The sequence below is a fragment of the Taklimakanibacter deserti genome (assembly GCA_003574785.1).
Map to the genome: position 1 here is coordinate 334,862 of QORU01000003.1, position 12,659 is coordinate 347,520.

The 12,659-nt window shown below is 62.2% G+C and carries 13 protein-coding genes; 6 read left to right on the plus strand and 7 right to left on the minus strand.

Annotation, left to right across the window (positions count from 1 at the left end):
• Position 1: 1 nt before the first annotated feature.
• The 4 genes from DS839_RS07720 to DS839_RS07735 all read right to left on the minus strand — a co-directional run bounded on the left by DS839_RS07720 (position 2) and on the right by DS839_RS07735 (position 3,689).
• Entirely contained in the window at positions 2-751 is a 750-nt protein-coding gene (locus DS839_RS07720; RefSeq protein WP_119269712.1) for an SDR family oxidoreductase, read from the minus strand.
• A gap of 70 nt (positions 752-821) precedes the next feature.
• The gene (locus DS839_RS07725; RefSeq protein ID WP_119269925.1) at positions 822-1,829 is read right to left on the minus strand and encodes a sugar-binding protein; all 1,008 of its coding nucleotides are present in this window, start codon (positions 1,827-1,829) and stop codon (positions 822-824) included.
• A 113-nt stretch (positions 1,830-1,942) separates the two neighbouring features.
• A complete protein-coding gene (locus DS839_RS07730) occupies positions 1,943-2,959 on the minus strand; it encodes an ABC transporter permease (RefSeq protein ID WP_368911323.1) in 1,017 nt (338 codons plus the stop codon).
• Positions 2,949-3,689, minus strand: a complete 741-nt coding sequence (locus DS839_RS07735; protein ID WP_119269713.1) for an ATP-binding cassette domain-containing protein — start codon at positions 3,687-3,689, stop codon at positions 2,949-2,951. The genes DS839_RS07730 and DS839_RS07735 overlap by 11 nt, the downstream gene beginning before the upstream one ends.
• A gap of 180 nt (positions 3,690-3,869) precedes the next feature.
• On the opposite strand from DS839_RS07735, the gene iolG reads away from it, so the two are divergent.
• The gene (gene iolG, locus DS839_RS07740) at positions 3,870-4,871 is read left to right on the plus strand and encodes an inositol 2-dehydrogenase (RefSeq protein WP_119269714.1); all 1,002 of its coding nucleotides are present in this window, start codon (positions 3,870-3,872) and stop codon (positions 4,869-4,871) included.
• Positions 4,872-4,964: 93 nt separating this feature from the next.
• On the opposite strand, the gene DS839_RS07745 is transcribed toward iolG, so the two are convergent.
• Positions 4,965-5,774 carry an aspartyl/asparaginyl beta-hydroxylase domain-containing protein gene (locus DS839_RS07745; RefSeq protein WP_119269715.1) on the minus strand — a complete coding sequence of 270 codons (810 nt, stop codon included), beginning with the start codon at positions 5,772-5,774 and terminating at the stop codon, positions 4,965-4,967.
• A gap of 235 nt (positions 5,775-6,009) precedes the next feature.
• Between DS839_RS07745 and DS839_RS07750 the strand changes: the two genes are divergently transcribed.
• From DS839_RS07750 to DS839_RS07770, 5 genes are all read left to right on the plus strand, one after another.
• Positions 6,010-7,224, plus strand: coding sequence for a DegT/DnrJ/EryC1/StrS family aminotransferase (locus tag DS839_RS07750; RefSeq protein WP_119269716.1), 1,215 nt, complete (start codon positions 6,010-6,012; stop codon positions 7,222-7,224).
• A 150-nt stretch (positions 7,225-7,374) separates the two neighbouring features.
• Positions 7,375-8,685 carry a class-III pyridoxal-phosphate-dependent aminotransferase gene (locus DS839_RS07755; protein ID WP_368911324.1) on the plus strand — a complete coding sequence of 437 codons (1,311 nt, stop codon included), beginning with the start codon at positions 7,375-7,377 and terminating at the stop codon, positions 8,683-8,685.
• A gap of 3 nt (positions 8,686-8,688) precedes the next feature.
• Entirely contained in the window at positions 8,689-9,684 is a 996-nt protein-coding gene (locus tag DS839_RS07760; RefSeq protein ID WP_119269718.1) for a phosphotransferase enzyme family protein, read from the plus strand.
• 201 nt (positions 9,685-9,885) lie between these two features.
• Positions 9,886-10,440 carry a hypothetical protein gene (locus DS839_RS07765; RefSeq protein ID WP_119269719.1) on the plus strand — a complete coding sequence of 185 codons (555 nt, stop codon included), beginning with the start codon at positions 9,886-9,888 and terminating at the stop codon, positions 10,438-10,440.
• Complete coding sequence (locus DS839_RS07770; protein ID WP_119269720.1) at positions 10,437-10,949, plus strand: hypothetical protein; 513 nt, start codon at positions 10,437-10,439, stop codon at positions 10,947-10,949. Before DS839_RS07765 ends, DS839_RS07770 begins: the two co-directional genes overlap by 4 nt.
• 41 nt (positions 10,950-10,990) lie before the next feature.
• Here the strand turns inward: DS839_RS07770 and DS839_RS07775 are convergent, their stop codons facing one another.
• Both DS839_RS07775 and DS839_RS07780 read right to left on the minus strand, forming a co-directional pair.
• The gene (locus tag DS839_RS07775; RefSeq protein WP_119269721.1) at positions 10,991-11,662 is read right to left on the minus strand and encodes a glutathione S-transferase family protein; all 672 of its coding nucleotides are present in this window, start codon (positions 11,660-11,662) and stop codon (positions 10,991-10,993) included.
• A 103-nt stretch (positions 11,663-11,765) separates the two neighbouring features.
• Positions 11,766-12,602 (minus strand): MerR family transcriptional regulator, encoded by an 837-nt coding sequence (locus DS839_RS07780; RefSeq protein WP_119269722.1) that lies wholly within the window; start codon positions 12,600-12,602, stop codon positions 11,766-11,768.
• Between the last annotated feature and the right edge of the window lie 57 nt (positions 12,603-12,659).

Consider the following 12,659-nt stretch of genomic DNA (forward strand, 5'->3'; position numbering starts at 1 on the left):
GTTAAAGGCTGACCGACAGGCCGCCATCGACGGCCAGCACATGGCCGTTCACATAGGATGCCGCCTCGGACGCGAGGAAGACGACGGCGCCGCCGAGCTCATGGGGCTTGGCCCAGCGTCCGGCAGGCGTTCGGCTCTCGACCCAGGCGGTGAAGGCCTTGTCCTCGAGAAGGGCGGTGTTGAGCTCGGTCGCGAAATAGCCGGGCGCGATGGCATTGACGGTGACGCCGTGGCGGCCGATCTCGGCGGCCATGGAGCGGGTCAGCCCGTGGAGGCCCGCTTTCGCCGCGGCATAGGCATGAATGGTCGGACGCCCGAGGATCGCCGCCACTGATCCGGTATTGATGATGCGGCCATATTTGTTGGGCAGCATCAGCCTGGCCGAATCGCGCGCCAGCCGGAAGCAGGCCGAGAGATTGACGGCGACGACGCGGTCGAAATCCTGATCCTCCCATTCGGTGAGCGGGCGCCGGTGCTGGATGCCGGCATTGTTCACGAGGATGTCGAGCTTGCCGTGCTTCGAAGCGATCCTGGCGAGCGCCGCGCTGCATTGTTTCGGATCAGCCACGTCGAAAGCGAGATGATCGGCTTTGAGCTTGCGCGCGGCTTCCGCGAGCGATGCCTCGTCGCGGGCATTGAGGATGACGGTCGCGCCATGCTCGGCCAAGGCTTCCGCCATGGCGAAGCCAAGCCCGCGCGATGCGCCGGTCACCAGCGCCACCCGTCCAGCCAAAGAGAAACGATCGGTCATTTGGGGATTGCTTTCGACAAAAGAGAGCAGGCGGGGATGATCCCCGCCTGCTCATGAGGCGTTAAGAGACTTATTTGCCGATGCAAGTGTCGGCGGTTTCCGGCGTGCAGACATCGAGCCCGGTATAGGTCGGATCGGTGACCGTCTTGCCGTCCTTGAGGTCCTTCAGGAAGAACATCGACTTGTAGCCCATCTCGAAGGGCCGCTGACCGACCTGGCCCTTGGACAGGCCGTCCTTCATCAGCTCCATCTGCACGGGCAATGTGTCGGCGACGACGAGGGCAAGCGCGCCTGAGGCGATCTTGTCCTTATAGGGCTCGACCGCCTTGCGATAGGCCTCGGGCACGAATTGCGGGAAGCCGCCGGTCGGCACGAAGGCGTCGAGATCGGGGTATTTCGCCAGCGTGTCTTCCAACTGGGCGACGGAGCGCGGGAAGTCGTCATCGGTATAGAGCGGGCAGCCATCCGCTTCCTTCCAGCCGTTCTCGCCATTGAGCCGGTCGCCAGGCGAAGCGGCACTCTGCTTGCCGGAGAGCGTGTCGCGAATGCCCTGCATGCGCTCATTGTGGTTGGCGGCAGCCGCACCGCCCGACTGGATGCAGATCGTGCCGCCCTTGGGCTTGATCTGCTGCACGATCTTGGCGAGGTTGACTCCGATGTCGTAATTCTTGGTGCCGACATAGGCGACACGCAGGTCCTTGTTCTCGGGCAGGAGATCGGAGTCCCAGGTGAGCACCGGGATTCCCGCTGCCTTGGCCTGTTGCAGGGGGCCCGCCATGGCCGCCGCGTTGGACGGCGACACGGCGATGCCGGCGACGCCCTTGGCGACGAGGTCCTGCACGATCTGCACCTGCTCTTCGCCGCCGCCATGCTCGCCGGGGCCGATATACATGCATTCGAAGGCGCCGTTCGATTCCGACTCGGCCTTCTTGCAGCCATCGCGGGCCTGGTCGAAGAACGGGTTGTTCATGTTCTTCGGCACCAACGCCAGGGTGAGCTTGTCCTGGGCGCTTGCGCCGGCGCTGCCCAGGGCCATCAGCCCCGCGACGATCGCCGTTCCCATCAGATATTTCATCATGCACGTTCCTCCTTCTGTCTTGCTTCTTTGCTTTCGCATGATCTTATCGGAGAACCGCTGGATGGCCGGGTCAAGCCCGGCCACAAGCTTCTCCGGATCATGCGCCTGGTTCGTCACGCACGTGAGCGCCCGCGCAGCCGCTCGAGATAGACCGCGAGGACGATGAAAAGACCGACAAAGGCGCCTTGCCAGTTGGCGTCGACCCCCGCCATCAGCAGGCCGTTGCGGATGACTTCGATGAGGGCCGCGCCGATGAAGGCGCCATAGGCGGTGCCGGCGCCGCCCATCAGGTCGGCGCCGCCAATGACGGTCGAGGCGATGACGCGCAATTCATAGCCGATGCCCAGCGCATTGATGGCCGAGCCCTGCCAGCCCAGGATGAGGATGGAGGAGAGGGCGGCCATGCAGGCGGAAAGCACATAGACCTGGAACTTCATGCGCCGGACCGGAACGCCGGTGAGCTGGGCCGCCTGCTCATTGCCGCCAATGGCGAAGAGGCGCCGGCCCCAGGAGGTGTAGTTGAAGACGAAGCCGAAGATGAGCGTCAGGATGACCAGGACCCAGACCGGATTGGCAATCCCTAAAATCTGTCCGCCGCCGATCTCGAGAACGACCTGCTTGTCGGGGCCGAAATCGGTGATCATGCGGTTGCCGGAGAGAATCTGAGCGAAAGAGCGCGCGGCCGCAAGCATGCCAAGTGTCACGACGAAAGGCGGCAGGCCGACATAGGCGATGATATAACCATTGATCGCACCCAGAGCGGCGCCGGCAAGGAGGCCCGCGGGCAGGGCGACCCACCAGGGATAATGCGCTTCGAGGACGACGCCGGCGACGATGGTGACAAAGCCCATGATGGAGCCGACCGAAAGGTCGATGCCGCCGGTGATGATGACGGCGAGCATGCCCATCGCCATGATGCCGATGAAGGCGAAATTACGGGTTATGTTGTAGAAATTGCGCTCCGTCGCATAGGCCGGCTCATAGAAGCTCATGAAGACGACGATGACGAAAAGCGCCACCGTGATCCAGAAAGGCTGGCTCGCGGTCAGCCGCTGCAGAAATGTGGACTGCTGGATGCCGACCACATCCTGGATCGAGACGCTGGCGGTTTCGGCTTTTTCAGGCGGCACGGATCGCTCCCGTGATGAGACCGGTCACTTCTTCGGGTGAGGTGTCCTTGATCGCCTTGTCGGCGACCTTGGCGCCGCGGCGCATGACGATGACCCGGTCGGACACGGCGAAGACGTCGGGCATGCGGTGGCTGATGAGGACGACCGATATGCCCTGCTGCTTGAGCCGGCGGATGAGCGCCAGGACCTGCTCGACCTGGCGCACGCTGATCGCCGCCGTCGGCTCGTCCATCAGCACGAGCTTGGCCCTGGAGAGCCTGGTTCGGGCGATGGCGACGGCCTGGCGCTGGCCGCCCGACATCCGGCGCACCAGGTCGCGCGGTCGGGTTTCCGACTGCAACTCCTCGAACAGCTCGCCGGCCTTCTTGAACATCGCGTCATAGTTCATGACCCGGAACGGCCAGATGCCTTTCCGGATCTCGCGGCCGAGAAACAGGTTCTCGGCGGCGGTGAGATTGTCGCACAAAGCCAGGTCCTGGTAGACGATCTCGATGCCCTTGGCGCGCGCATCGAGCGGCTGGGTGAAATGGACCGTCTCGTCCGAGAGCACGATCTCGCCCGAGGTCGGCGGGAAGTTGCCGGCGATGATCTTGACCAGCGTCGACTTGCCGGCGCCATTGTCGCCCATGAGGCCGACGATCTCGCCCGGGTGGATTTCGGCGTCCACGCCGTTCAAGGCATGGATGGCGCCGAAGGATTTGGTGACGCTCTTGAGCCTGAGCAAGGCCATTGAAGGCTCCTCCCATCGTGCAGGCTCTCTCGGCCTGCTTGCGAAACCAGCCGTCCGGAATTTTTGCATAGCTTCGCCGCGCTTGTCGAGCGCCTTTGCGGCGGTGAGCCATATTTGTCATACTAAAGACGAGTTTGCGATTTTTCCGTCATTCCATCCATCAGCCAACGAGGTTCGGAAATGCTGAGATTTGCGCTATTCGGGGCAGGCCGTATCGGGGCGATGCATGCCGCCAATATCGCCGCCAATCCCATGGCCTCGCTCGCCTGGGTGTTCGATGTGAACAAAAATGCGGCGGAGACCGTAGCGGCCAAGCACGACGCCAAGCCGGCGCGCAGCGCCGATGAGGCCCTGGCCGACAAAACGGTCGACGCCGTGCTCATCGCGTCCTCGACCGACACGCATGTTCCTTTGATCACGGCCTCGGCCAGGGCCGGCAAGGCCATCCTGTGCGAGAAGCCCATCGATCTCGACATCAAAAAGGTCGAACAGTGCCGCAAGGACATCGCCAAGACCAGCGTCCCGGTGCAGATCGGCTTCAACCGGCGCTATGACGCGACCCATCGGGCTCTCCGCCAGGCGGTGGCGCAAGGCGAGATCGGCACGCTCGAAGTCCTCATCATCACCAGCCGCGATCCGGAGCTCGCGCCGCTCCCGTATCTCAAAAGCTCGGGCGGCATCTTCCGCGACATGACCATCCATGATTTCGACCTGGCGCGCTTCATCCTCGGCGAGGAGCTGACCGAGATTTCGGCTGCTGCCAGCGTCAAGATCGATCCCGGGGTCGCCAGTCTCGATGACTATGACACCGTGATGGTGACGATGAAGGCCGCGTCGGGAGCGCTGGTCAGCATCAACAATTCGAGGCGCTGCGTCTATGGCTATGACCAGAGGGTGGAAGCCTTCGGGTCGAAAGGCATGGTTCAGTCCGACAATCCGCTGCCCAACATGCTTAAGCGCTCGGACGCAGGCGCAACGCAGAGCCTGGGTGTGCTCCATCACTTCTTCATCGAACGCTACCGCCAGGCCTATCTCGACGAGCTCAACGAGTTCATCGATCGCATCGGCAAGGGCCTGCCGCCGACGGTCGATTTCGAGGATGGACGGCGCGCCCTCATCATCGCCGATGCGGCTTTCGAATCGCTCCGAACGGGAAAGACGGTGAAGCTAAGCTACGGGTAGCCCCCATCCGGCGCTCTCGCCTTCGCGAAGCCGAGGCTTCGCTTCGGCGGAGCAAGGTCGCGCCTCCTTCCCCGCAAGGGGGAAGGAGGGTCTTCAGTCGTTGTGCGACAGCTTTTCCAGATTCTGGTCGGCGCGGCGGGTCGCGGCCTCGAAGCGCTCTTCCATCGTCTGCATGTTCTTCTTCGGCTCCTGGTAATAGGCGGTGAGCTTGAGAAGCGAGATGAAGGTCTTGTTGATCGCGCGGCCCCAGAATTTCATCGGCCGGTCGAAATCGAACAGCAGGATGACGCGCTCATCCTCGGTGTCGTTCCACACCTCATGCTCGTAAGTGTCGTCGAAGACGAAGATCTCGCCCGGGCGCCAGACCTGGATCTTGTCGCCGACCCTTATGCGGCACTTCTCGGCGTCTTTGGGAATGATGAGGCCGAGATGCGAACGCAATATGCCCTTCGACACGCCGCGATGAGCGGGAATGTGATAGCCGGGCCCCAGGATCGAGAACCAGGCGGTCTGCAGGTTGGGCACGCTTTCGAGAATCCGGGTGGTGAGCGGCGCCTGCTTGCAGTTCTTCTCGAGCTTGGTGCCGAAGCCATAGAGAATGAAGGTACGCCAATTGTTGCCCTTGGCGATGCGCATCTGGTCGGGTGAGACTTCCTGGAACAGCGGCACGGCCTCGCGGTGCTTGAGGATCTCGACCACTTCGGCGCGCATGCCCTCCCAATTGTCGAGAAAGGGCTTCAGGGCCGGAAAATCCTTGTTGTCGTGGATCGGCATGTCGCCGACCAGCGACTGGCGGCCGATGAAATCGCCGAGGCCGCGGATCAGCCGCTGGCCGAATTTCTTGACTTTCTTCTGCCGCTTCTTCTTGCGCTTCTGGCCTAGCGTCACTTCAGTATTGGCCATTTCGTCCTCTCAACCAGCGAAAGCACCCCTTTGTATACGCATCGGATTATCCGAAAACCGGGATAGCCAGGTTTAACCCGGCCACAAGCACTTTTCGGTCCGATGCTCCAGGTGCCCCCATATAGCATTCCCGCCCGGAATCTCACCTTTAACTTGTGTAACGGATGTTGCGCGGGCTGGCTTAGGGCTGGCTCTGGCGCTATGGAATATCCGTTTGACGAGGGTATTTAGGCAAATGTGGGTCAGGACGCAACTCAAGATCGGATGGCTCGATCTCCTTGCCGGAGCTTGGAATTGTTTTAAATCCAACGACCGCGCGGCGCTCCAGCGCTCGGTTGAGAGCTTCTTTTCCGACAGTGACGACACGATCGTCACCTATTCGGTGCGCTCGGGCTTCGACCTCCTGATCCAGGCCCTCGACCTCAAGCCCGGGGATGAGGTGATATTCTCCGCCCTCAATGTGAAGGGCATGGTGCGGGTGGTGCGGGACGCCGGGCTGGTTCCGGTGCCGGTCGATCTCGATTTCAGCTCCATGGGCCCGAGCCTCGAAAAGCTCGAAAAGGCCATCACGCCCAGGTCGCGCGTGTTCGTCGCCGCCCATCTCTTCGGGACCAGGCTCGATCTCGATCCCGTCTTCGCGCTGGTGCGCTCCAAAGGTATCGTCGCGGTCGAGGATTGCGCCCAGGCCTTCAACGGCCGGGCCTATCCCGGCAGCCGCGCCGCCGACCTCAACATGTTCTCCTTCGGGCCGATCAAGACCTCGACCGCGTTGGGGGGCGCCCTCATCCGGGTGCGCGACGACAAAGTGCGCGGCCGCATGCGCGCCATCCAGGCGGCCTATCCGATACAGCCCGACAGCAAGCAACTGAAGCGCGTCTTCCAGTTCATGGGATTGAAGCTCATCACCTCGCGGGCCGTCCTCGGGGCCATCTACAGATACTACCATTCGCGCGGGCAGGATTATGAGGACTCGCTCGCCGACCGGGTGCGCGACGTGGCGCCGCTCAAGACGGCGAAGAACCTGCGCTTCCAGCCCTCGACCGCGATGCTGGCGCTGCTCAACCGCAGGCTCGAGGAATTCGACATCCAGGCGATCAGGGTCAGGACGAACAAGGGCGAGAAACTGCGCGACATGATCGGCTCCGCCGTCGCCATGCCGGCCCAGGCCAATACGCATCACGACTACTGGGTGTTTCCGCTGATCGTCGATGAGCCGCGCAAGTTCATCGACGGGCTGCGCGCCGAGGGCTTCGATGCCGCCGACCTGCCGCGCTCGCAGCATATCGCAGCACCCAAGGACCGGCCCGAACTCGAGCCCAAAACCGCGGCCGGCGTCATGCGCGACCTCGTCGTCATCCCGTGCTACGACACCATGCCGGATGAGGAACTGGCGCGCCAGGCGCAAGTGATCAAGCGCCTGGCAGGCGAACTTGCACCTTCAAAAGCCTGAATCAAATCAATATTTTGCAAGCGATGCTTGAGAGATCGATTCAAGCGCGGGCAGGTCCAAGTGTGTCAAGTCGAACGGCTCTTCTGTCAAGCCCTTCGCGCCCGCCGGGCCTAAGGTCCGAAGAGACAGAATCCCATGGGAGCTCGCCCGATGAGCCAGGCCAAAGACGATTTCCTCGCCCGCTCGAAGCAATTCTGGAATCCCGGCAAGACATCGGACTGGCAGCGCATGGGCGTCGATCTCGTGATCGACCGGCGCGAAGGCTATTATCTCTGGGACATGGATGGGCGCCGGCTCATCGATGTCCATCTCAATGGCGGCACCTATTCGCTCGGCCACCGCAATCCCGAAGTGGTGGAAGCGGTGCGCGAGGGCATGGCCTATTTCGACATCGGCAACCACCATTTCCCCTCGATCATGCGCACCCATGTGGCCGAGATGCTGGAACGGCTGACACCCGCCGGCCTCAAGCGCACCATCTTCGCCTCGGGCGGTGCCGAGGCGATCGACATCGCGCTCAAGAGTGCCCGCAACGCCACCAAGCGGCGCAAGATCATCTGCATCGAGCGCTGCTATCACGGCCATACCGGCCTTGCGGTGCAAGTGGGCGACGACCGCTTCTCCAAGCTGTTCCTGTCGGACGCGCCGTCGAGCGAAGTGGTCAAGGTGCCGTTCAACGATCTCGACCGGATGCTCGCCGCCATCGCCGTCGGCGATGCGGCCTGCGTGATCATGGAGACGATCCCCGCGACCTATGGCTTCCCGATGCCCAAGCCCGGCTATCTCCAGGCCATCAAGCAGGCCTGCGAGAAGGTCGGCACGCTCTATATCGCGGACGAGGTGCAGACCGGGCTCATGCGCACCGGCGAGATGTGGGGGATCGAGACCTATGGCGTCAATCCCGACATGCTGGTGACCGGCAAGGGCCTGTCGGGCGGCATCTATCCGATCGCCGCCGTCGTGGTGAACGAGAAGGCCGGCCAGTGGCTGAGCGAGGACGGCTTCGGTCACATGTCGAGCTTCGGCGGCGCCGAACTCGGATGCCTCGCCGCCGCCAAGGTCCTGGAAATCTGCTCGCGGCCCGAAACGCGCTCGCAAGTCCACTATATTTCCGCCTATCTTGCCGGCGGGCTGCGCCAGGTGCAGCAGAACTATCCGGACTTCTTCACCGGCATCAGGCAGCGCGGTATCGTCATGGGGCTGGAATTCAATCACGATCAGGGTGCCGTCCATGTGATGAAGCACCTTTATCAGAACGGCGTATGGGCGATCTTCTCCACCCTCGACAAGCGCGTCCTGCAATACAAGCCGGGCCTCCTCATCGACCGCGAAATGTGCGACGAGATGCTGAACCGCCTCGACACCGCCGTGGCCCTGGCGCAGGCGGAAGTCTTCGGCGGCAGGGCCCGGAGCACCATGACGAGCGCGAAACCCTCTTACTCACGGCAGTCGGCCGCCTGATGCATGACTTCGCCTGACGCGTCGCACCAAGAGAAGCTCAAGGAGCTGCAGCGGATCGCCGAAGCAGCCCTGCCTTTCTATGACCTGCCGCCCGAAGCCACGGCGACGATGATCAATCTGTCGGAGAACGCCACCTATCGCATCGATGCCGGAGGACGGAAATGGGCGCTGCGCGTCCACCGCGAGGGCTATCATTCGAAGACGGCCATCGGCTCGGAACTCGCCTGGCTTCAGGCCCTGCGCCAGGATGGTGCCGTCACCACGCCGGTCCCGCTCAAGGGTCGGAATGGCGAGCTGATCCAGATCGTGGCGCTTCCGGGCCTCAAGGCGCGCCATGTCGTGCTCTTCGACTGGGAGACGGGTACTGAGCCCGATGAGAGCGAGCTGCTCGGCCCCTTCGAGGTGCTGGGAGCGGCGACGGCGCGGATGCATCTGCATTCGCGCAAGTGGACGCGGCCGCAAAACTTCGAGCGCCTGACCTGGGATTTCGACGGCGCCTTCGGGAAGGTCAAGCATTGGGGCTCATGGCGCGACGGCATGGGGCTCGATGCGGAAAAGATGGGGCTCTTCCAGCGCGCCGTCGATCTCATCGAGAAGAGACTTGAAAGTTTCGGCAAGGGTCATGAGCGCTTCGGGCTCATCCACTGCGACATGCGCCTCGCCAATCTGCTGATCGACGGCGATGAGACCAAGGTCATCGATTTCGACGACTGCGGTTTCAGCTGGTATCTCTATGATTGCGCGACGGCGCTGTCCTTCATCGAGCACCGGCCCGACGTGCCGGAGCTCATCGAGGCCTGGGTCAAAGGCTATCGCTCCGTCGCCCCGCTTTCGGCCGAAGACGAGCACGAGATCCCGACCTTCGTCCTCTATCGCAGGCTCCTGCTCGTCGCCTGGATCGGCTCGCATGCCGAGACCGACCTCGCCAAGTCGATGGGCGTTCCCTACACGAAGGACACTGTCGCCTTGTGCGAGAACTATCTCGCACGGTTCGGCTAGCTGGATTTCCCTTGCGTCATATGAAATACTCGCCGTCTGGTGAATGATCAGGGGCGGCGCATGAGGGGTCTGATCAATCGGAGATCGGTTGTCTTCCTTGCAACAGGGATAGTTCTTGCGGCTGAGGGTGCCCGCTCGCAAGAAAAGCCGGAGTTCATAGACACGGCAACGCTCTCCGGCATTGGCGATCGTCTGCGGGGCATGACGAAAGAGCTCGCATCGCGTTTCGCGGAGCGCGCCGAGGGCGAATGGATCAAGGAGCTCGATGGCGATATTGGGCGGCTCTTTGAATTCCTGCCCAGGCTGCAGGTCTCGAAATTCTATGCCGCGATGCTCGATTATGATGTCACTTTGCTCGCGGAGGCGGTCAAGGAGGACGACCCGGGCAAGGTGACGAACTATGTCCGCATCACCCATGAAGACATCAAGGTCAAGCTCTGGAGCATCGAATTCCAGATACAATGGGGTGCCGAGAGCAGCGACATTTCCGTCGAGGTCGACACGATCACGACCTACAGCAGAAAACCCGTCAATGGGCTTGAGATCAGTTTTCACATGCTTGGCGCCGGAACGTCCGGTCCGCCGTTCAGGGTCTTCAGGGATCTCACGACGCCGACGAAAGATTCCGTGCCGCCCGGACATTACATCATCCGCGTGATTCAAATGCGCAACTACAAGCCGGAGGTGCGGCGCGAGATGACGCGGACGATCTGGGGCCGGCAGCCCGAAGAAAAGATCGAGATCGGTATTGGATGAAAAGGCTTCTCGCCCTCTGGCAGCAGGCGGGCCGCTATGCCGTGGCGCTCGCGGCGATCTTCACCGGCCTCATCTTTCAGCCTCCTGGACACGCCCTGCAAGGCAGCGCGCTCAACTGGAAGCTCCTGGCGACGACCGTCATCGCCTTCATCATCCTGTTCGCGGGAAAATGGTTCGCGCAGAAAAGCCGGCCGGTCGTGACCGTCGCCCTGTTCCTTATCGGCATCGGACTGGTGATCGCCTATTTCCACTGGTCGCAGCTCTGGTCTTGCGAGGTCGGAACAGGCCGGGTGGTCATCGGGTCAGTACTCAAACCGGATGCCGCGGCAATTCTCGCCAAAACACCGAGCTTCTCCTGCACCGACCTGTTGCTCCATTTCGCCAGCGATCCGCGGCGTGTCTATGAGGAGAGCGCCATATTTCTCCACGAAACGCTGCTGGGCACCCTTTATTTCGCCATGATCGTCATACTTTCAGCAGCCCTCCTGGGCCTGACGCGGAAGCCTTAATTGCCACGGATCTTCACAGGCCCGTCGCAGGCCTCGGGATTTCACTGAAGAAAGCTGCGATCGAGGCCCATTTGGTCGACAAAGGGCTTCTCATCGCCGAGGGCGCCGCTGAGTGCCGGCTCTTCGAGATGGCGCCGGAAATAGGCATTGAGCTTGGGAAAGCGCGGCTCGATCCGATAGCCCAGATAGTTGAACAGGATCAGGTTCGAGACGACGGCAATGTCGGCGATCGTCAGCTTGCCGCCGACCAGATAACCCTCAGGGTCGAGGCTTTCGAGATAGGCGAAGGCCTCGGGCGCGGCCTTGTTCTTCGCGGCATCGATCATGACCTGGTTTCCCTGAACATTGCGGATCTTCGGGGCCACGATCTGATTATGGAAGAGGGGATGTATCACGCCCCGAAACAGCTCGGAGCCTGCCCAGGCATCGAGCGACAGAGCGGCGCCATATTCCCGGTCATCGGCGGGAAGCAGCGCCGGCGTCGGATGCTTGCGTTCGAGATAGGCGACGATCGCGGTCGAATCCGCAAGGCGGAAGCCCTGGTCCTCGATCGCCGGGATGAGGCCGGTCGGGCTGATCTCGCGCCAGTTTGACGGCGGATTGCCGGGGATGACAGGAATGACGGTCTCAAGCTCGAAGGGAATACCCTTGAGCCGCGCGGCGACGATCACTTTGCGCGTATGAACCGACAGGGGCACACCATAGATCTTCATTTTCCACTCCTCATGGGTTGTGAATATCGAACAGCGATGAGCGCTGTCTTTTTGTTGCGCATCGGATTATCCGAAAACCGCTTCGCACTTTTCGGTCCGATGCTTAAGCCGCGCGCTGGACCGGGAACTGGATTTCGACCAGCGCTTTCTCAAATCCGGGCTGTCCGACGACCGGCTCGAGAAAGACTTCGCGGCAGGGGCCTGCGATCTCGTAGCGGTTGGCCTCGATCCAGGTGCCGATGGCAGCGAAAGAGGAATGGCTCACCGCATTGGTTCCGGCCCTGACGATGGTCGCCATGCTCTCAACCGCCGGAAGCTCGCTCGCGGTCAGCAGGGCATTGCCGGGCAGGCGGATGGTGGCGTTCGAGAGCCGCGTGAGCGCGTAGCCGATCTCGAGATCGAGCTTCTCGTCCTCGCCATCATTGCGCGCCACGACGATGAGCTTGTCGCGGAGCGCGGGGCGAATCTGCCGCAATCCTTCCTCGGCAATGGTGCGGACCATGGGCACGACCTCCTCCATGCCCTCGAAGGAGCGCCGCAAGGAGAGAAACGGCGTCGCCGCCACGGATTTGACGACGACGTCATAGCCTTCGATCCCGCCCTGGTGATCGATTTGCGCAATACGCGATTCGATGTGGCGCAAGCGCGCCTCTTCCGCGCGCAGCGACTGCTCGACTTGCGCCCGCTTCATGGTGAGCATGCCGCGCAGTTCCGTGGGCGATATCTGCTCTTCGAGCAGCGGGCCGATCTGCTCGAGCGAGAGGCCGAGCTCCTTCAGCGCCAGGATGCGGTTCAGGCGCGGCAGCTGGCGAATGCTGTAATAGCGGTAGCCGCTGCGGGGGTCGGCATGGTCGGGACGCAGCAATCCCAACTGGTCGTAATGCCGCAACTGTCTTGCCGACACCTGGGCAATCTGGGCGAACTCACCAATCCTGAACATCGAGGCTTTCTCCGCGGTCCAACCAACTCGGAAAGCTTCTGCGGGCTTGACATAGTG